The 17,318-nt window shown below is 70.6% G+C and carries 17 protein-coding genes and 4 pseudogenes; 8 read left to right on the top strand and 13 right to left on the bottom strand.

Annotated features, from left to right (window positions below; genetic code table 11):
• Position 1: 1 nt before the first annotated feature.
• From ACFYOH_RS38060 to allB, 3 genes are all read right to left on the bottom strand, one after another.
• Positions 2-820: an AIM24 family protein gene (locus ACFYOH_RS38060; protein WP_388635426.1), complete on the bottom strand. Its 819-nt coding sequence runs from the start codon at positions 818-820 to the stop codon at positions 2-4.
• A gap of 123 nt (positions 821-943) precedes the next feature.
• The gene (gene alc / locus ACFYOH_RS38065) at positions 944-2,083 is read right to left on the bottom strand and encodes an allantoicase (protein ID WP_388635494.1); all 1,140 of its coding nucleotides are present in this window, start codon (positions 2,081-2,083) and stop codon (positions 944-946) included.
• Positions 2,084-2,126: 43 nt separating this feature from the next.
• Positions 2,127-3,467, bottom strand: coding sequence for an allantoinase AllB (allB, locus tag ACFYOH_RS38070; protein ID WP_388635428.1), 1,341 nt, complete (start codon positions 3,465-3,467; stop codon positions 2,127-2,129).
• Between the two features lie 272 nt (positions 3,468-3,739).
• On the opposite strand from allB, the gene ACFYOH_RS38075 reads away from it, so the two are divergent.
• A complete protein-coding gene (locus ACFYOH_RS38075) occupies positions 3,740-4,534 on the top strand; it encodes an IclR family transcriptional regulator (protein WP_388635430.1) in 795 nt (264 codons plus the stop codon).
• Positions 4,535-4,544: 10 nt separating this feature from the next.
• Here ACFYOH_RS38075 and ACFYOH_RS38080 read toward each other — a convergent pair whose 3' ends face one another.
• On the bottom strand, positions 4,545-4,862 hold the full coding sequence (locus ACFYOH_RS38080) for a DUF5955 family protein (protein WP_388635432.1): 318 nt from the start codon (positions 4,860-4,862) through the stop codon (positions 4,545-4,547).
• Positions 4,863-4,991: 129 nt separating this feature from the next.
• On the opposite strand from ACFYOH_RS38080, the gene ACFYOH_RS38085 reads away from it, so the two are divergent.
• Both ACFYOH_RS38085 and aceB read left to right on the top strand, forming a co-directional pair.
• On the top strand, positions 4,992-5,594 hold the full coding sequence (locus ACFYOH_RS38085; protein ID WP_388635434.1) for an NTP transferase domain-containing protein: 603 nt from the start codon (positions 4,992-4,994) through the stop codon (positions 5,592-5,594).
• Between the two features lie 184 nt (positions 5,595-5,778).
• Positions 5,779-7,404, top strand: coding sequence for a malate synthase A (gene aceB / locus ACFYOH_RS38090; RefSeq protein ID WP_388635436.1), 1,626 nt, complete (start codon positions 5,779-5,781; stop codon positions 7,402-7,404).
• Positions 7,405-7,407: 3 nt separating this feature from the next.
• Here the strand turns inward: aceB and ACFYOH_RS38095 are convergent, their stop codons facing one another.
• The 6 genes and pseudogenes from ACFYOH_RS38095 to ACFYOH_RS38120 all read right to left on the bottom strand — a co-directional run bounded on the left by ACFYOH_RS38095 (position 7,408) and on the right by ACFYOH_RS38120 (position 11,432).
• Positions 7,408-7,683 carry a SelT/SelW/SelH family protein gene (locus ACFYOH_RS38095; protein ID WP_388635438.1) on the bottom strand — a complete coding sequence of 92 codons (276 nt, stop codon included), beginning with the start codon at positions 7,681-7,683 and terminating at the stop codon, positions 7,408-7,410.
• A 10-nt stretch (positions 7,684-7,693) separates the two neighbouring features.
• Positions 7,694-8,608: a HipA family kinase gene (locus ACFYOH_RS38100; protein WP_388635440.1), complete on the bottom strand. Its 915-nt coding sequence runs from the start codon at positions 8,606-8,608 to the stop codon at positions 7,694-7,696.
• A gap of 21 nt (positions 8,609-8,629) precedes the next feature.
• A pseudogene (locus ACFYOH_RS38105) lies at positions 8,630-8,905 on the bottom strand (hypothetical protein); the annotation flags it as partial.
• Positions 8,906-9,581: 676 nt separating this feature from the next.
• A pseudogene (locus ACFYOH_RS38110) lies at positions 9,582-10,031 on the bottom strand (gluconokinase); the annotation flags it as partial.
• A 55-nt stretch (positions 10,032-10,086) separates the two neighbouring features.
• Positions 10,087-10,320 carry a hypothetical protein gene (locus ACFYOH_RS38115; RefSeq protein ID WP_388635442.1) on the bottom strand — a complete coding sequence of 78 codons (234 nt, stop codon included), beginning with the start codon at positions 10,318-10,320 and terminating at the stop codon, positions 10,087-10,089.
• 131 nt (positions 10,321-10,451) lie between these two features.
• Positions 10,452-11,432 carry a GlxA family transcriptional regulator gene (locus ACFYOH_RS38120; RefSeq protein WP_388635444.1) on the bottom strand — a complete coding sequence of 327 codons (981 nt, stop codon included), beginning with the start codon at positions 11,430-11,432 and terminating at the stop codon, positions 10,452-10,454.
• A 128-nt stretch (positions 11,433-11,560) separates the two neighbouring features.
• On the opposite strand from ACFYOH_RS38120, the gene ACFYOH_RS38125 reads away from it, so the two are divergent.
• Positions 11,561-12,526, top strand: coding sequence for an NADP-dependent oxidoreductase (locus tag ACFYOH_RS38125; protein WP_388635496.1), 966 nt, complete (start codon positions 11,561-11,563; stop codon positions 12,524-12,526).
• A gap of 62 nt (positions 12,527-12,588) precedes the next feature.
• Here ACFYOH_RS38125 and ACFYOH_RS38130 read toward each other — a convergent pair whose 3' ends face one another.
• Entirely contained in the window at positions 12,589-13,833 is a 1,245-nt protein-coding gene (locus tag ACFYOH_RS38130; RefSeq protein ID WP_388635446.1) for an alpha/beta hydrolase family protein, read from the bottom strand.
• A gap of 76 nt (positions 13,834-13,909) precedes the next feature.
• On the opposite strand from ACFYOH_RS38130, the gene ACFYOH_RS38135 reads away from it, so the two are divergent.
• Positions 13,910-14,317: a hypothetical protein gene (locus tag ACFYOH_RS38135; protein ID WP_388635448.1), complete on the top strand. Its 408-nt coding sequence runs from the start codon at positions 13,910-13,912 to the stop codon at positions 14,315-14,317.
• 9 nt (positions 14,318-14,326) lie between these two features.
• Positions 14,327-14,545, top strand: a complete 219-nt coding sequence (locus ACFYOH_RS38140) for a helix-turn-helix transcriptional regulator (protein ID WP_388635450.1) — start codon at positions 14,327-14,329, stop codon at positions 14,543-14,545.
• A 12-nt stretch (positions 14,546-14,557) separates the two neighbouring features.
• Here the strand turns inward: ACFYOH_RS38140 and ACFYOH_RS38145 are convergent.
• A pseudogene (locus ACFYOH_RS38145) lies at positions 14,558-14,704 on the bottom strand (IS5/IS1182 family transposase); the annotation flags it as partial.
• Between the two features lie 16 nt (positions 14,705-14,720).
• Here ACFYOH_RS38145 and ACFYOH_RS38150 point away from each other — a divergent pair.
• A pseudogene (locus ACFYOH_RS38150) lies at positions 14,721-14,804 on the top strand (IS5/IS1182 family transposase); the annotation flags it as partial.
• 471 nt (positions 14,805-15,275) lie between these two features.
• On the top strand, positions 15,276-15,716 hold the full coding sequence (locus tag ACFYOH_RS38155) for a VOC family protein (protein WP_388635452.1): 441 nt from the start codon (positions 15,276-15,278) through the stop codon (positions 15,714-15,716).
• Positions 15,717-16,487: 771 nt separating this feature from the next.
• Here the strand turns inward: ACFYOH_RS38155 and ACFYOH_RS38160 are convergent.
• On the bottom strand, positions 16,488-17,183 hold the full coding sequence (locus ACFYOH_RS38160; protein WP_388635454.1) for a hypothetical protein: 696 nt from the start codon (positions 17,181-17,183) through the stop codon (positions 16,488-16,490).
• Positions 17,184-17,318 lie beyond the last annotated feature (135 nt).

Raw genomic sequence — 17,318 nt, forward strand, 5'->3', positions numbered from 1 at the left:
CTCACCCGGCGTGCGTCGAGAACAGTCCGCCGGTCGGGCCCTGCTTGTCGCCGCCCTGGGCCTTCTTCAGGGCGTTGGCGAGGCTCTCGATGGTGAGGGACTGCAGGATCACCCGGCCGTTTCCCTCCAGGGTGGCCAGGGACAGGCCCTCGCCGCCGAACACCGCGTTCATGATCCCCTGGCGGTTGAGGCCGCCGACGCGCTGGACGCCGTACTGGATGCCCTCCTCGAAGGCCACCACGCAGCCGGTGTCCACCTCTATGCGCCCGCCGAAGTCGGCCGGGTTGAGGTCGATGAAGTTGCCCGCGCCGGCGATGATCACCGTGCCGTACCCGGTGAACTTCTCCAGGATGAAGCCCTCGCCGCCGCTCATGCCGGTTCGGGTGCCGACGAAGGCGATGCCGAAGTCGACGGTGGACTCGGCGGCCACGAAAGCGTCCTTCTCGGCGAACCACGCGCGTGTGCCGTCGAGTTCCAGGGCCCGCATCTCGCCCGGGAGCACGCCGGCGAAGCCGACCGTGCCCTGGCCGCCCTGGGAGGTGAAGTACTGGAACGCCAGCGACTCGCCCGCGAGCATGCGCTGGCCCACCTGCATGGCGGTGCCCATGGCCTGGCGGAGCAGTCCGCCCATGCCGCCGCCCCCGCCGCCCTGGCCCTGCTGCCCGCCGTTTGCGGACGGGCCGGACAGACGCGTCTCCATGGTCACGTTCGTCGTCTTGAACAGGAACTTTCCGGCCTCGCAGTACACGGTCTGGCCGGGCTGCAGGTTGACGACCGCCATCTGCATGGCGTTGCCGACGATCTCTTGCTGAAGGGTCACGCGGGGAGAACGCGGGAGACGGACCCGTAAGTTCCAGGGGGCCGGAAACGGGCCCTTGTGGGTGACGCGCGGAGCGCCCCGGTGCTGTCCGGGCCGGGGCGCCCCACGCGGGTACGGGGTGGGTCAGCCGCCCAGTTCCTGGTGCCGGGCGGCGAGGCCGGCCGCGCCCTGCTCGGTCAGGGAGCCGAACAGGCGCAGGCGGGAGATGCCGCCGTCGGGGAAGATGTCGATCCGCGCGTGCGTGCCGACCGCGGGCTCCGGGAGGACGAAGCGGTGGTTGGTGTCGGGCTGCAGGCGGGTGCGCGGCAGGATCTCGGTCCAGTCGCCCTGCTCGCCGTCCTTCACCGACACCGACGCCCAGCCCGCGCTGTTGCCCTTCAGACAGGCGGTGTCGATCTCGATCGCGCGGATCTGCGACCGGGCGGCCAGCTGGTAGCGGATCCAGTCGTTGCCCTGGTCGCGGCGGCGGCGGGTCTCCCAGCCGTCGTCCATCTTGCGGGAGCGGCCCGGCTGGATGGTGTTGGTGGCCGGGGAGTAGAAGAGGTTGGAGGCGTCCTCGACCCGCCCGCCGTTCTCCAGCGCAACCACGTCGAAGGTGCCGAGGACCGCCAGCCACTCCGGGTCCGGGACCACCTCGCCGTACACCCGCAGACGGGCGATGCCGCCGTCGGGGTGCTGCTTGACCCGCAGGTGGGTGAAGCGCTGCTCGACGGTGACCTCGAAGCCGTTGGCCGCGTGACCGCCGACGGCGGTGCGCGGGACGATCGTCGTCCACTTCACGCCCTCGCCCAGCAGCTCCTCCGGGGACGGCGAGCCGGGTACGGACGTGCCCTCGATCGAGACGGCCTGCGGGTAGTTGCCGCGGAAGTGGGCGGTGTCGACGACGATCCCGCGGATCACCCCGGGCGCGCCGAGGCGGACCAGCGCCCAGTCGTGGTCCTCGGCGGTCGGCCAGGGGTGCTCGCCGGAGACCCCGCGCCGGCGGCGGGTCTCCCAGCCGTCCATGACCTTGCCCTTGTGCCCGTAGTCCGCGACGTCGAACTCGGCCGGCTCGGGCACCAGCAGGTTCTCCCGCTGGGCGAAGAACTCGTCGTTGGCGGCGATGACACCGGCGCCGAGCTGCCGGTCGGCGAGGTTGGCGTACTGGGTGAAGGGGAAATCGGCGGTGCGGTAGTCCGCGTACGGGTCGCCGCCTCCGTAGGGGTTCGCGTCGCCGGTGAAGCGAGCCGAAGAAGATTGATGCAGCGCCGTCACGGTGATCAGGGGGTCCTTTCGGGAGTCGGCCGGTTCGGGTGGTGGGGGTGGCTTACTGGGGGCGGGCGAGCAGGGTGCCCTTCGGCTCGGTGAACTCGCCGTCCACGACGATGCGTTCGCCGCGCAGCCAGGTGGACTTCACGACGCCGTACAGGGTCTTGCCGGCGTACGCGGTGACCCGGTTGCGGTGCTGGAGGCCGGCCGGGTCGACGGTGAAGGTCTCGTCGGGGGCGAGGACGGCGAAGTCGGCGTCACGGCCGGGGGCGATGGCGCCCTTGCGCGCGTCGAGGCCGACCAGGGCGGCGGTCTGCGCGGACATCCAGCGCACGACGTCCTCCAGGCCGTAGCCACGCGCGCGTGCCTCGGTCCACACGGCGGAGAGGCTGAGCTGGAGGCCGGAGATGCCGCCCCAGGCGGTGGCGAAGTCGTCGGTCTTCAGGTCGGCGGTGGAGGGCGAGTGGTCGGTGACGACACAGTCGATGGTGCCGTCGGCCAGCGCCTGCCACAGCAGGTCCTGGTTGGCGGCCTCGCGGATGGGCGGGCAGCACTTGAACTCGCTGGCGCCGTCCGGGACTTCCTCTGCGGTCAGGGTGAGGTAGTGCGGGCAGGTCTCCACGGTGATCCGGACGCCCTCGGCGCGGGCGGCGCGGATCAGCGGCAGCGCGTCGCTGGAGGACAGGTGCAGCACGTGCACGCGCGCGTGGAGGCGGCGGGCCTGCGCGATGAGGTTCGCGATGGCCGTGTCCTCGGCGTCGCGCGGGCGGGAGGCGAGGAAGTCGGCGTACTTGGGGCCGCCGTGCTGCGGGGCGGCGGCGAGGTGGTGCGGGTCCTCGGCGTGCACGATCAGCAGACCGTCGAAGCCGGCGATCTCCGCCATGGACTGTGCGAGCTGGTCCTGCTCGAGGTGCGGGAACTCGTCCACGCCGGACGGGGACAGGAACGCCTTGAAGCCGAAGACACCGGCGTCGTGCAGCGGGCGCAGGTCCTTGACGTTGTCCGGCAGGGCGCCGCCCCAGAAGCCGACGTCGATGTGCGCCTTGCCGGCGGCCACCTCCTGCTTCACGCGCAGGTTCTCGACGGTCGTGGTCGGCGGGAGGGAGTTGAGCGGCATGTCGACCAGCGTGGTGATGCCACCGGCCGCCGCCGCGCGGGTGGCGGTCCAGAAGCCCTCCCACTCGGTGCGGCCCGGGTCGTTGACGTGCACGTGGGTGTCGACCAGGCCGGGCAGCAGCACGTGGTCGCCGAGGTCCTCCAGCCGGGCACCGGCCGGGGCCTCCGCGTCGTACGGCAGGACGGCCGTGATCCGCCCGGCGGACACGGTGACCGTGGCGGCCCGCGCCCCTTCCGGAGTGATGACGCGCGTCGAACGCAGGACCAGTTCAGCCTCGGACACCCGAACCCCTCTCTGTACCGCCGTTTTACGCCTCGGAAACGGGATGTACACCCACGTAACGAATTTCAACGTTCTGTTGAAGGAGTCTTCACTCCCGCTCTCCCGCCGTCAAGGGCACACTTCTGGGCAGCGCCCGACCCGCACCCACTCTGGATGTTTCCACAAAGCGGAATTACAATTCCAGTAGGCAGAACGTAGCTACGTACAAGCAGGGAGTCAACCGGCCGCCGGGTAGGCTTCTCATCTCTTGCCAGTCCCGAAAGGAACGCGCCGTGCCGACGTCCAGCGCCAGCACCACCGACTCCGCCAAGTCCTCCGCCGCGGGCGGGGTCCAGTCCCTGGAGCGCGCCTTCGACCTGCTCGAGCGGATGGCGGACGCGGGCGGCGAGGTCGGCCTGAGCGAGCTGTCCGCGACCAGCGGGCTGCCGCTGCCGACGATCCACCGGCTGATGCGCACGCTGGTCGCCTGCGGCTACGTCCGCCAGCAACCGAACCGGCGCTACGCGCTCGGCCCCCGGCTCATCCGCCTCGGCGAGTCGGCGTCCCGGCTGCTCGGCACGTGGGCGCGGCCGTATCTCGCACGGCTGGTCGAGGAGACCGGCGAGACGGCGAACATGGCGCTGCTGGACGGCGACGAGATCGTGTACGTGGCTCAGGTGCCGTCGAAGCACTCGATGCGGATGTTCACGGAAGTGGGCCGACGGGTGCTGCCGCACTCGACCGGCGTGGGCAAGGCGCTGCTGGCGGGGGTGCCGGACGACGAGGTGCGGGCGCTGCTGTCCCGTACGGGGATGCCCGCCGCGACGGAGAAGACCATCACCACGCCCGAGGGGTTCCTGGCCGCGCTGCAGGACGTACGGCGGACGGGGTACGCCGTCGACGACAACGAGCAGGAGATAGGGGTTCGGTGCCTCGCGGTGTCCGTACCGGAGTCCCCGACGGCTGCGGCGATCTCCATCTCCGGGCCGGCCGGGCGGGTCACCGAAGAGGCGACCGAGAAGATCGTGCCTGTGCTGCAGCAGATCGCTCGTGAGCTGTCTCAGGCACTTGCGAGTTCGGGCGCCTAGGCAGGCGCACTCACCCCCGCTGCATCGGCTCCCCGAAGAGGTCCACTGCCTCCCGGACCCCACTCAGACCTCTCGCCAGGGCGCTGACCGAGCCGATTGCGCCCGCGATCAGTAACAGGGAGCTGCGCAGGCGGGGGATCTCAGGGCGGCCGCCCGCGGCCATCGCCGCGAGGGCCGCCAGTTCGTCCTCGGCTATGGCCCGGTCGGGGAAGTCGGCCGGGAGCGCGGCGAGTTCGCGGCGCAGTCGGGACACCGCGGTCCGCAGTTCCGCCACTCGCGGGTCCTCATCGCTGCCGGTCACTGGCCTCTGCCCCAAGCTCCGCAACACAGCCCTCCCCCTCACACGCCGTCGTGCGCGGGCCAGTAAACGCCACCGTGTCCGGGAGCGCCACCGCGCGGACCGAAATTCAGCCCAAGGAAACCGGCCGCCGCCTCCCCCGTCAGGTATGCAGGACGCATGACGGACAACCATCGTGGGGAGGTCGCCGGGCTGCTGCTCGCCGCCGGCGGGGGCAGACGGCTCGGCGGGCGGCCCAAGGCACTGCTGGAGCACCGGGGGCGCCTCCTGGTCGAGCACGCGGTCGGAGTGCTGCGCGCGGCCGGCTGCGGCCGGATCCACGTCGTCCTGGGAGCGCGGGCGGAGGACGTCCACGAGCGGGCCGACCTGAGCGGCTGTGTGCTCGTGGACAACCCCGACTGGGCCGAGGGCATGGGCTCCTCGCTGCGGACGGGGCTGGCCTCGCTGGCCGGTACGGGGGCCAGGGCGGCACTGGTCAGCCTGGTCGACCAGCCGGGCATCGGGGCGGCGGCCGTGGCGCGGGTGCTCGGCGCCTACGAGGACGAGAAATCGCTGGTCTCGGCCGCCTACGACGGCATGCGCGGGCATCCCGTCCTCTTCGGCGCGGCCCACTGGGCGGGCATCTCGGCGAGCGCCACGGGGGATCGCGGGGCGCGGGACTACCTGAAGGAGCACGCCGGCCGGATCCGGCTCGTGGAGTGCGCGGACGTGGCCGAGCCGTACGACATCGACACCGAGGCCGACCTGCGCCACCTTGAGTGAAGGGGGTGGCACTGGGCGCCACCTTGCCTCGACTCAGAGAATCTCGACATCAACAAACCATTGAAGTTCCACAATGAGGAAACTACTATCCACTGTTCAGAAGCGCCTGACCGCACAGCGGGCGCTGTTCGCCCTATTCGTGCCACTAGGCACCCGGTGCCACCGCTGAAGGAAGTGACAGCTCATGTCCGCACCAGCGCCGTCCCCGCTGGCCATCGTCGACGCCGAGCCCCTGCCCCGGCAGGAAGAGGTCCTCACGGACGCGGCGCTCGCCTTCGTGGCGGAGCTGCACCGGCGGTTCACCCCGCGCCGTGACGAACTCCTCGCCCGCCGGGCCGAGCGCCGCGCCGAGATCGCCCGCACCTCCACGCTCGACTTCCTCCCCGAGACGGCCGCGATCCGCGCGGACGACTCCTGGAAGGTCGCCCCGGCCCCGGCCGCGTTGAACGACCGGCGCGTCGAGATCACCGGCCCCACCGACCGCAAGATGACCATCAACGCGCTCAACTCGGGCGCGAAGGTCTGGCTCGCCGACTTCGAGGACGCCTCCGCGCCCACCTGGGAGAACGTGGTCCTCGGCCAGCTCAACCTGATCGACGCCTACACGCGGAACATCGACTTCACCGACCGGCAGTCCGGGAAGTCGTACGCCCTGCGGCCGAACGAGGAGTTGGCGACCGTCGTCATGCGCCCGCGCGGCTGGCACCTCGACGAGCGGCACCTGGCCGACGCCGACGGCACGCCGGTCCCGGGTGCCCTCGTCGACTTCGGCCTGTACTTCTTCCACAACGCCCAGCGGCTGCTGGACCTCGGCAAGGGCCCGTACTTCTACCTGCCGAAGACCGAGTCGCACCTGGAGGCGCGCCTCTGGAACGACGTGTTCGTCTTCGCGCAGGACTACGTCGGCATCCCGCAGGGCACCATCCGCGCCACCGTCCTGATCGAGACGATCACGGCGGCGTACGAGATGGAGGAGATCCTCTACGAACTCCGCGACCACGCCTCGGGGTTGAACGCCGGCCGCTGGGACTACCTGTTCTCCATCGTCAAGAACTTCCGTGACGGCGGCGCCAGGTTCGTCCTGCCGGACCGCAACGCGGTCACCATGACGGCCCCGTTCATGCGGGCGTACACCGAACTCCTCGTCCGCACCTGCCACAAGCGCGGCGCGCACGCGATCGGCGGCATGGCGGCGTTCATCCCGTCCCGCCGGGACGCCGAGGTCAACAAGGTGGCCTTCGAGAAGGTCCGCGCCGACAAGGACCGCGAGGCGAACGACGGCTTCGACGGCTCCTGGGTCGCCCACCCCGACCTGGTCCCGATCGCCATGGAGTCCTTCGACAAGGTCCTCGGCGACAGGCCGAACCAGAAGGACCGGCTGCGCGAGGACGTCCACGTCGAGGCGGCCGACCTGATCGCCGTCGACTCGCTGGAGGCGAAGCCGACGTACCACGGTCTCGTCAACGCCGTCCAGGTCGGCATCCGGTACATCGAGGCCTGGCTCCGCGGGCTCGGCGCGGTCGCCATCTTCAACCTGATGGAGGACGCGGCCACCGCCGAGATCTCCCGCTCCCAGATCTGGCAGTGGATCAACGCGGGCGTCGAGTTCGAGAACGGCGACAGGGCCACGCCCGAGCTGGCCCGCAAGGTCGCCGCCGAGGAGCTGTCCGCCATCCGCCAGGAGATCGGCGAGCAGGCCTTCGCCGCCGGCCACTGGCAGGAGGCCCACGACCTGCTGCTGAGGGTCTCCCTGGACGAGAACTACGCCGACTTCCTCACCCTGCCGGCGTACGAGCAGCTCAAGGGCTGACGCCTACGCCGTCCGGTCCGAGTGGCCCAGGGGCTTTCCCGGGGCCACTCGGTCGCGTACGAGGCGCTTGACCGCCGTGGGCTCCGGGAAGCCCTGCTCGCGCCGGTCCCAGACGACCTCGTCGTTCACCCGGACGACGAAGACGCCCCCGGTGCCGGGCTTGAGCGACAGCTCGGTCAGCTCGGCCTCGAAGGTGGTGAGCAGTTCCTGCGCCAGCCAGGCGGCACGGGGCAGCCAGCGGCACTGTGTGCAGTACTCGATCTGAACGCGCCAAGTCATCCGATGTGCCTCATCCCAGGTGCACCGACCAGTCCTGTTCCGCCGCCGGCTTGCCGTGCAGGTCGGGGACGCGCTTGAGCCAGTCCGGGCGGCCCGCCTGTGTCTTCTCCGCGCGGGCGGCCTCCTCGGCCGCGAGCTGCTCGCGGCTCGGGAAGTCGGTGGGCAGCCACTCGGGCGACAGGCGCACCCTGGCCAGGAGGTAGTCGACATAGGCGGCGCGGACGTCGTCCGGGCTCGCGAAGCCGGCGTCCTCGGCGAGCCACGCGTCCGGCACCTCGGCGACGATCCCGCGCAGCAGGTCCTCGGTCACCTTCGGGGCGAGTTCGGCGTCGGCGGCGCGGACGTCGGGGCCGTAGTGGCCGAGGGCGTGCCGGCGGAAGTCGTACTTCTTGCCCGGGGTGGTGGTGTCCCAGCGGTGGTGGAAGACCAGTGCGGCGCCGTGGTCGATGAGCCACAGGCGGGGCGGTGCGGTGCCGAGCGTCGGCCAGACCATGAGGTTGGAGCTGTGGACGGTGCGGTCCACGTTGACGGTCAGCGCGTCCAGCCAGACGATCCGGCCCGCCTCCAGCGGGTCCACGCGGAAGCTCCCCGCGATCTTTGGGGTGAAGTCCCGGGCGCCCGGCAGATAGTCCATGCCGAGGTTCACGCCCGCGCTCGCGCCGTGCAGCTCCCGCACCTCCTGGTGCGGCTCGTCGGCGGCGATCGCGGGGTCGAAGTGGACGAGGACCAGCTCGGGGAAGCGCAGGCCGAGCGCGCGGGCGAGCTCTCCGACGATCACCTCGGCGACCAGCGCCTTGTGGCCCTGCGCGGAACCGGTGAACTTCACGACGTACGTGCCGAGGTCGTCGGCCTCGACGACTCCGGGGACGGAGCCGCCGGAGCGCAAGGGTTCGACATAGCGGGTTGCGACTACCTCCCTCAACATTTTCGAAGGCTCCACCGCTCGTCATCCTTGTATTCCATGGCACCTCCACGGCGCTGCAATCCAGGGAAATGTCCACGACCAGCCCTGGGGAGAATCTGGGGAGCTTCGACCGGCACGCTCGTCTCCCTCTCTCCCCAGCAGTCCGTCGATGGCGGTGCGACCCTTGCTTCCGGCCTCCGGCATGAAGTGAGCATAGTAACCAAGCGTGACAGCCGGGGAGGAATGCCCGAGCCATCGCGTCGGCGTCACCACGGACTCCCCCGCCTCCAGCATGATCGAGGCGTAAGTGGTGCGCAGCGACGCCGCCGCTCCGACGGTGAGCACCCGGCGGGCGCCGAGGGCGATGAGCTGCCCGAGCACCAGGGCGGCTGCTGGAGCGCCGAGGCCGAAGCCGCGCAGATCGCGAGCGAGCGCCGATATCGCTCCACCAGCAGCAGGGCGCCACGCACCCAGGCCAGGCGCCGACCCGAATACCTTGCGACAGCGTGTTCCGGCAGCTGTCGCTGGTAGACCATCACCACTCCGTCCACGGTGCCCAGGCTCGCCGTCGGGTCGTGCGCCCGGACGTAGGCGGCGTGCTCGGCCGGGCCGGCCGCCGCTCGGTACGTGTGCTTACCGGCGTGCAGCGGGAAGGTCATGCGGCTCGGGCCTCCCGCTCGGCGAGTGCAGCCGCGAACTGTCTTTGGTGATCGTGCGCAGGTCCACACCGGCATCGAACAGCTCCTCCAGGACGTGGCCCACACGTCGGTCGCCGCGAGCACACGACTTCGAGGTGCATGCGTCTCGCCGTGAACTGCTCCACCCGGTAGTGCTGTTCGTACTGGCGAGGCGCTGACTGACCGGGCCCGGCTTGGGCATGAACTGGTGCAGCTTGACGATCACCATGCCGTCCTCTCGGCCGAGTCGGCGACGGACGCGGCGCGCGTGGTCGGCGATGGCAAGCCGGTCCTGCCGCCGCTCGCCAACCGCAGCCTTGTCGCGCCAGCAGGTCTGCGGCCAGGTCGGCGAGGATGTCGGGAGCCGGCGTCGCGTTGAGCTCGGCTCCCGGCTCGTGCGGTTCGAGGGGTTCGAGCGTGGCAAGCTGCGAGTCGAGGAGCGAGCCCCGCATGAAGTGGCCGTGGCGCCCGCCGAGCCGGTCCGCCAGCACTTCGCGGCCGGCGGTCAGGTGCAGAAAGAAGGCGCCCGGGCAGGCCGCTCGCAGGATGTCCCGGTGGCGCCGCCTGAGTGCGGAGCACGCGACCACCGCGCCGGTGCCCGCCGTGTCGCGCTCGTGCAGCCGGCGGCCGACGGACTCCAGCCAGGGGCGGCGGTCGGCGTCGTCGAGCGGCGTGCCGGCCGACATCTTGGCGATGTCGGCCGCCGAGTGGAAGTCGTCGCCGTCCGCGAAGGGCACGCCCAGCCGCCGCGCCAGCAGACGGGCCACCGTGGTCTTGCCGATCCCCGCGACGCCCGTGACGACGACGCACGGGGACCGGCGCTCAGTGCGGTCCATCTTCCGGTAGCGCTTCGGGATGCAGCAGGTCGCTGCGCCGCCGTTGGGCGCCCTCGTGCGGCCGGGGAGGCGGGCCGTCGGAGCCGGCCGGATACTCCTCCAGCGGGACGAGGTTGTTCTCCCATGCGTTCAGTACGGGTGTCAGGACCCGCCATGCCTCCTCGGCCTCGTCGCCGCGGATGGGCAGGGCCGGATCACCCTTCATGACGTCCAGGGGCACCCTCCATCCTCGTTGCCAGGGCGGCCTGGAGCCACCGCAACATTGAGCCTCCGCTGCCTTGGGCGGCGAAGGCATGGCAGAGAGGCACGGCCGGCTTCGCATGTTGTCGCGGCCATGGCCCGGCTGGGTGGTCACTGTGCCGTCATAGGCTCGGGTGCGTTGTGGGCGCGACGGTAGGCCAGTGGTGACAGGCCCAGGTGCGTGTGGAAGTGCTTGCGCAGTGCGACGGGGTCGCCGAAGCCGCACGCGGTGGCGATCCGCGCGACGGTGAGGTCGGTGGACTCCAGCAGCAGGCGCGCGTGGGCCAGCCGCCGCTGCGCCAGCCACTTCAGCGGGCTGCTGCCCACCTCGCTGCGGAACCGCCGGGTAAAGGTGCGCACGCTCATGTGCGCGTGCCGGGCCATGTCCTCCAGTGTGATCGGCTCGGCGAGCCGGTCCAGCGCCCACTGCCGGGTCGCCGAAGTGGAACGGTCGGTGTCCTGCGGAACCGGGTGCTCAATGAACTGTGCCTGCCCACCCTCGCGCCACGGCGCCACCACGCAGCGGCGCGCGGCGGCCGAGGCGACCGCCGCCCCGTGGTCCAGACGGACCAGGTGCAGGCACAGGTCGATGCCGGCTGCTCCGCCGGCGGACGTCAGGATGCGTCCGTTGTCGACGAACAGGACGTCCGGATCGACGTCGACGTCGGGGAACAGCCGCGCCAGCGCGTCACACAGCGCCCAGTGCGTCGTGGCCCGCCGACCGTCCAGCAGACCGGCCGCCGCGAGCAGGAAGGCCGACGTGCACAGGCTGACGACGCGGGTCCGCGGCCCTATCCGGTCCAGCGCCGCAGCGAGTTCCTCGGGGAGCGTGCCGGTCGCGAGCAGCCGCTCGCTGGGTTCCTGCGTGGCCAGAACGACGGTGTCCGCAGTCTCCAGCGCCGACTCGTCGTGGTCGACGACGATCCGGTAGTCCTCGTGTGTGCGTACCGGCCGGCCGCCGAGGGAGCAGGTGACGACGGAGTACAGACGAGTTCCGTCCGGTTCACAGGCCTCGTTGAACACCCGCGCCGGGATGCCCAGGTCCAGCGGCAGGACTCCGTCGAGGGCGAGAACGGCAACACGATGCGGCATGGCCGGAATGGTACGACAGGTGGCTCTCCGGCCACTCACCCGCCTCCGCGAGCCCACGCCACTGTTTCTTTTGCCGGGACCGCGGTCCCGGCAAAAGAAGCAGTGAGACGGACATGAGCGAGGGCAAAATGAGTGAGCACACCATGCGGGCTGTCACCGTCACGGAGTTCGGCGGGCCGGAGGTGCTGACCGTCGAGGAGGTCGTGCGCCCCGAGCCGCTGCCGACCGAGGTGCTGGTGCGAGTGCACGCCGCCGGCGTCAACCCGGTGGACTGGAAGACCCGCGAGGGTCAGGGCATGGCGGGGCTGCAGACCTTCCCGCTGATCCTGGGCTGGGACGTTTCCGGTGTCGTCGAGGAGGTCGGCTTCGGCGTCACCACGCTCGCGCCCGGCGACGAGGTGTACGGCATGCCGTGGTTCCCACGCGCCGCCGGCGGCTACGCCGAGTACGTGACCGCCCCGGCCCGCCAGTGGGCCCGCAAGCCGGCCACCCTGGACCACGTGCACGCGGCCGCCGTGCCGCTGGCGGCGCTGACCGCCTGGCAGACCGTGGTCGACACCGCCCACGTGCAGGCCGGCCAGCGCGTCCTGATCACGGCCGCCGCCGGCGGGGTGGGCCACTTCGCGGTCCAGTTCGCTCGGCACCTGGGCGCCCAGGTGATCGCCACCGCCAGCGCCGCTCGCCACCCCTGGCTCAAGGAGCTCGGCGCCGACGAGACCATCGACTACACCACCACCCGCTTCGAGGACGCCACCAAGGACATCGACGTCGTCATCGACCTGGTGGGCGACGCCCACGACCAGACCAGCACCCGCTCGCTCAAGGTCCTTCGCCCGGGCGGCCTGCTGGTCGCCGTCCCGGCCGGTGTCTCCCCGGAACTGGCCCAGGCCGCCGAGGCGGCAGGCGTGCGGGTCACCCCGTACCTGGTCGAGCCGGACGGCGCGGGGCTGACCACGATCGCAGGCCTGATCGACGCCGGCGAGGTCGTCGTCGAGGTGGAGGAAACGTTCCCGCTGGAGCAGGCCGGCGCGGCGCACGCCCGCGTCGAGGCCGGCCGCACCCGCGGCAAGGTCGTCCTCACCGTCGCCGACTGACCCTGGGCTCGGGACCACCGCAGGCTTGAAGGGGTGACCGTGGTGCAGGGATGGCAGGGACCTCACCGGACAAACCTGATCTGTGGGTAGCGGGGTGAGGGGTGCTGGAGCAGGTGGTTGTCGAGGTGGCGTAGATGGAGGTCGAAGAAGGCTCGTACATAGTCGCGTTGCGTGTGGATGGCGCGGTTCGGGTCGAGGGTGCCGATTGCTTGCCTCACCTGACTGGGCGTCAACCCGAGGGCGGGCGCGGCTTGAGGTAGCAGTGCTTCCAGGTCGGTGAACGAGGTGTGGGTGGAGCCGATGAGGGCCAGTTCGCGTTTCCAGCCGTACTGGCTGGTCCAGAACTGATCCCAGCTGGGATCCTCCGGGCCTGGGCCGGGGTCGCTGCCGAAGAGAAGGAATGGCCGGTCGGTGCCGGCGGTGACGGGTGGCAGGAGGCTGCCGTCCAGGTTGACGCCGGCCCGCAGGCGCCGGTCGGCGTGGATGGCTGCGGCGGCTGTGGCGCCGCCGAGGGAGTGGCCGAGCATGCCGACGCGGGACAGGTCGAACGCGCCGGCGAGGGTGGGTGGCAGGGGGCGCCGTCCGGCGTCGGTGTTGTGTCCGGCGTTGAGCGCGGTGAGCTGGTCCAGCACGAACCGGGTGTCCGCAGTGCGGACAGCGAGGGCCTTGGCGATCAGGGCGTCGTCGATGTCGCCGGTGATGGCGAAGGTTTCCACCCGGCCGCCGGGAAACTCGACTTGGTCGGCGTCGTAGGTGTGGTCGATGGCCACGACCAGGTAGCCGTGGCTGGCTAGCTCCTCGATCAGAACAGTGCCGAGGCTGCGGTCGCTGCGCAGGCCCGGGGAGTACAGGACGACCGGCCTCCCGCACCGGCCGTGGTCCACCGGTGCGGCCAGGTGGGCGTGCGTGGTCGGCAGCAGCAGCGTGCCGGACGGGATGCCCTGTTCCCGCTCGAAGGAGGGGACGGCGCCGGGTGACATCCACGGCGCGGGCGGGTGGCGATGGGCGGCGCGTGCCGGGTACCAGAGCTGGATCATGAGTTCCCGAGCCGGGCGGGAATCCTGCCAGGGATCGACGCGCGACGGGTCGACCAGGTGCAACGAGACCGTGCCCAGCGGGTGCGGACCGGTTGGTGCGGGCAGGGTAAGCCGCACCGGAGTCGGCGTGGGGGTGGCGGCGACCGGCGAGTCCGGTGCGGGTCGAGACTGAGCGGATGCCGTCGTGGCCATCGGGACGGACGCGATGGCTGACGCCACGGCGGTACCGAGCAGTGCTCGGCGGGTCAGGAGCCGTCTCTCGTTCAACATGGCCAGAATGTAAGGGTCCCTTTCCATTGAGTCAAGGTTGCTTGACTCCATGGAAAGGACACCTTACATTCATCGCATGGCAAAGCAGGTACAGCAGGACCATGTGACGCGCGCGGCCCGCCGCGCTGTACTCATCGACGGCATTCCCGTGTCCACTTTGGGCGTTATAGCCCTGGCACTGGGCAGCAACCCCCATCAGAGCACCGCCCAGAAGGCCTGGTGGATCGCGACCACCGCCGTCTTCACCCTCGCGATCGCCTGGGTGCTGCTGCGGGCATTCCGGCGCGCGGACGAATACCTGCGCCGGATTCAGTTGGAGAGTATGGCCATCGCCTTCGCCGCAGTCCTCGTGGGGCTGCAAGTGGCCACCCTGCTCGATGCCGCAGGCATCATCCAGCTCCACCAGCTCGCGCAGTTGATCCTCCTCGGCGGCGTGGCAATCTGGATGACGATCGCGGACCTGCGTACCCGCCTGAACCGGTGACGGCGCGTTGTGAAGAACCGACTACGGGAACTGCGTGCAGCTCGCCGGTGGAGCCAGGCCGACCTGGCCGACCGGTGCCAAGTCTCCCGGCAGGCCATCAACGCCATCGAAACCGAGCGGTACGATCCCAGCCTGCCTCTGGCGTTCACCATCGCCGACGTCTTCGGCCTGACCATCGAGGAAATCTTCCGTCCTGACCGGGCAGAAACGACGGACGACCCCGCCTGATATTGAGCCTTCTCAGCCGGCATGGCGGTTCGGTTCGATGTCGGGCAGGACGAGTATGGCGTGCACGATTGTGGTGGCGCGACGCGAGCAGCAGCGCAGCTTGACCAAGATCTTCCAGGTCCTGCGAGTGGTGATCGCTCGTTCGCCGCGGTCGCGGATCTTGCTGGCTCGTACCTGGGCCTCACCGACCCTGCCGGGCGCGGTGCACGACCTGACCGCGGCTCGAACCCACGGCATGCGGCCGGCGCCGGGCCGGGCGCGTCTTTGCCCAGGCGACAGCCGGCCCAGACAACAGAAGCCCCGCATCGGTCGGTGCGGGCAAGCCCCTGCCAGCGCCCCTGGCCTCGTCGAAGCCGAAACACCGCCTGCGGAGACTCGGGGATCCAGCCAATTCGCGGCGCCCTCGCGGTCCCCCTCGTTCACGGATCCGACCTGCGTTCAATCCTGCCGGCCCCATGCATCACGAGCCTGTCTCGCCACTTCACCCCGCGTCCGCCCGGAACGGGGAGTCGCACGTCTACGCGAATAGGCGATGTACGCGAGAACGGGAGTCACCAGCTCGGCGGCCGGCGGCCGTCCCGTGCCACCGAGCCTTGAGCGTGTACCAACGTGAGTGGTGCGGGCCGCTCGCTGAGATTCGTGGCGCAGGATGTCGAGAACGTGCCACCTGCTCCGTCCCATGGGCATCAGCGGCCACCACCGGCCGCACGCGGAAGAGGGAGAAACCAGCATGGCGATTCAGCGGATGGACAACGTCGGCATCGTCGTCGAGGACATGGATGCCGCCATCGCGTTCTTCGTCGAACTCTGTATGGAGCTGGAGGGCAGGGCGGAGGTCAAGGGTCTCGTCGCCGACCAGTGCACCGGACTCGACGGCGTCCGCTGTGACATCGCGATGCTCCGGACCCCGGACGGTCACAGCCGGCTTGAGCTGGCGAAGTACCACAGCCCCGCGGCGATCAGCGCCGGGCCGCGCAACAGGCCGCACAACGTTCTGGGCACGCACCGCGTCATGTTCGCCGTCGACGACATCGAGGACACCGTTGCCCGCCTGCGCACTCACGGCGCCGAACTCGTCGGCGAGCTGGCACAGTACGAGGACAGCTACCGGCTCTGCTACGTCCGCGGCCCCGAGGGCATCATCGTCGGACTGGCCGAGCAGCTCAGCTGAAGGGTGGCGGGGATCCGGTGCACCCGCAAGCCCTCCGAGGTGGCACAGGACAGCGGCGTGCGGCGCTCTGGGCCGTTCCTCGATTGCTGCGGGCCCTTGCCGTCGACGAACAACGGCCACACTCGGCCCGCGAGGAAGGCCCCCGTGACTCCCGAACTCAGGCGTGCACAGCCATCCATCTGATCCGCTCCCGGTCCGCCCCGAGCTCAACGTCGCCGCCCCGCACTCGATGGTCGGCTACTCGGGATGACGCTCCGGGTTCACGTTCGGTGAGGCTAGGGGCGGAGTCAGACAGAGGTTCCTGGCATGGCGTGGGCCAGTGGTTCGAGGTGTCCGTACAGGGCCGCATGGAGTGCGGCTGAGCTCGCCGAGTTCCTGGCGGACGATCTCGGCGGGCGGGGGCTCGGGCAGGTCCCGGCGCGCGGTCGCGGTGTTCGCCGCGTGGTGGGCGGATGCCGGTGCGGCGGCGGGAGCAGCGGCGAGGAGCGCGGTGGCGGCCGCGGTGATCCGTGGATCCGTATACGTTGATCTCTCTTGACCAGCAGGGGAGTTGGCGTTCGAGAGAGATAGCGGCGCGCACGCTGCTGGTTGTCGGTGTGCTGACGTGGTGTCACCCGACCGGCGGGCTGGATTTCACCGCAGAAACGAACACCCGGTGGTCCTGCGGGGTGCGGGCTGCGGGGTGCGGGGTGCGACCGCCAGTGGCGGTCACACCCCGGGTATGCCCTGCCCGAGCCGTCCGGCACCGGACGCGGAAGAGCCGTTCCGATGTCAGGCGTGGCTGAGCCGGTAGGACATGGCGCGCAGTGCCGACGCGGCTCCAGAGGCGTTGTCGATCTTCCCGTTCAGGGCGTAGAGGCCGAGCACGGAGATGGTGGCGCCATGCTGGACGAAGAGCTCCTGGCTGTCCGGGGACAGGTCGGGAGCGGTGGCGGGCTTGCCGGCCGAGTCGCGGCCGACCAGGCGGTAGGCGGCGCCGTCGGCTCGGGTCGCGGTCCGGGTCAGCGTCCAGTGGTCCGGCTTGCCGGAGTCGATGTCGATCGGGTGGCCGCTGTTGAGGTGCTTGGCGCACCCGGCGTAGTCGTGCTCGATGTCGCTCAGCGCCTTGCGCGCGGTGGCGCTGTCCTTGAAGTGGAAGAGCGCCTGGCTTGCCTGCACGTGCCGGTCCACGCCCTGGAACTGCATTCCCGTGACCGAGGTGACGTGCAGCTGTTCCGGGGAGCTGAATTCGCAGGAGTACAGCGCCTGCCAGGGCCCGGTGCTGGTGTGACGGGTCTTCGGCTCCGCCTTCCAGCGGAATGTGGTCGCGAGCGGCAGCTCGCTGCCGGACAGCCACGGCGAGGTGTGCGCGGTCCGGGCGGCCGGGGTGGCCGCCTGGGCGGCAGGCGCCAACGTGGCGGCCGCCCCCAACGCCACGGCTGCGGCGGCCGCGGACGCGGCGATGCGCGAGGCGATGCGCTTGTACATGTCGATTTCCCCCAGGTCTACGGCTGGTCTGTCCAGTGGTCTGCATCGCCCCCGGGTCGTGTCGGCACCCCCTTGGCGGGGTGTTTCCCCGCCATTTGCTGCCGTCTGCGAAGTGAGCGATGGCCAAAGCCTTTC

This window comes from Streptomyces sp. NPDC007856 (assembly GCF_042868225.1).
Lineage (GTDB): Bacteria > Actinomycetota > Actinomycetes > Streptomycetales > Streptomycetaceae > Streptomyces.

Excerpts from the sequence above, each read along its gene's own strand:
- ACFYOH_RS38085 (WP_388635434.1), top strand. The coding sequence starts at position 4,992 with ATGACGGACAACCATCGTGGGGAGGTCGCCGGGCTGCTGCTCGCCGCC.
- aceB (WP_388635436.1), top strand. The coding sequence starts at position 5,779 with ATGTCCGCACCAGCGCCGTCCCCGCTGGCCATCGTCGACGCCGAGCCC.
- ACFYOH_RS38095 (WP_388635438.1), bottom strand. The coding sequence starts at position 7,683 with ATGACTTGGCGCGTTCAGATCGAGTACTGCACACAGTGCCGCTGGCTG.
- ACFYOH_RS38100 (WP_388635440.1), bottom strand. The coding sequence starts at position 8,608 with ATGTTGAGGGAGGTAGTCGCAACCCGCTATGTCGAACCCTTGCGCTCC.
- ACFYOH_RS38120 (WP_388635444.1), bottom strand. The coding sequence starts at position 11,432 with ATGCCGCATCGTGTTGCCGTTCTCGCCCTCGACGGAGTCCTGCCGCTG.
- ACFYOH_RS38125 (WP_388635496.1), top strand. The coding sequence starts at position 11,561 with ATGAGTGAGCACACCATGCGGGCTGTCACCGTCACGGAGTTCGGCGGG.
- ACFYOH_RS38130 (WP_388635446.1), bottom strand. The coding sequence starts at position 13,833 with ATGTTGAACGAGAGACGGCTCCTGACCCGCCGAGCACTGCTCGGTACC.
- ACFYOH_RS38135 (WP_388635448.1), top strand. The coding sequence starts at position 13,910 with ATGGCAAAGCAGGTACAGCAGGACCATGTGACGCGCGCGGCCCGCCGC.
- ACFYOH_RS38155 (WP_388635452.1), top strand. The coding sequence starts at position 15,276 with ATGGCGATTCAGCGGATGGACAACGTCGGCATCGTCGTCGAGGACATG.
- ACFYOH_RS38160 (WP_388635454.1), bottom strand. The coding sequence starts at position 17,183 with ATGTACAAGCGCATCGCCTCGCGCATCGCCGCGTCCGCGGCCGCCGCA.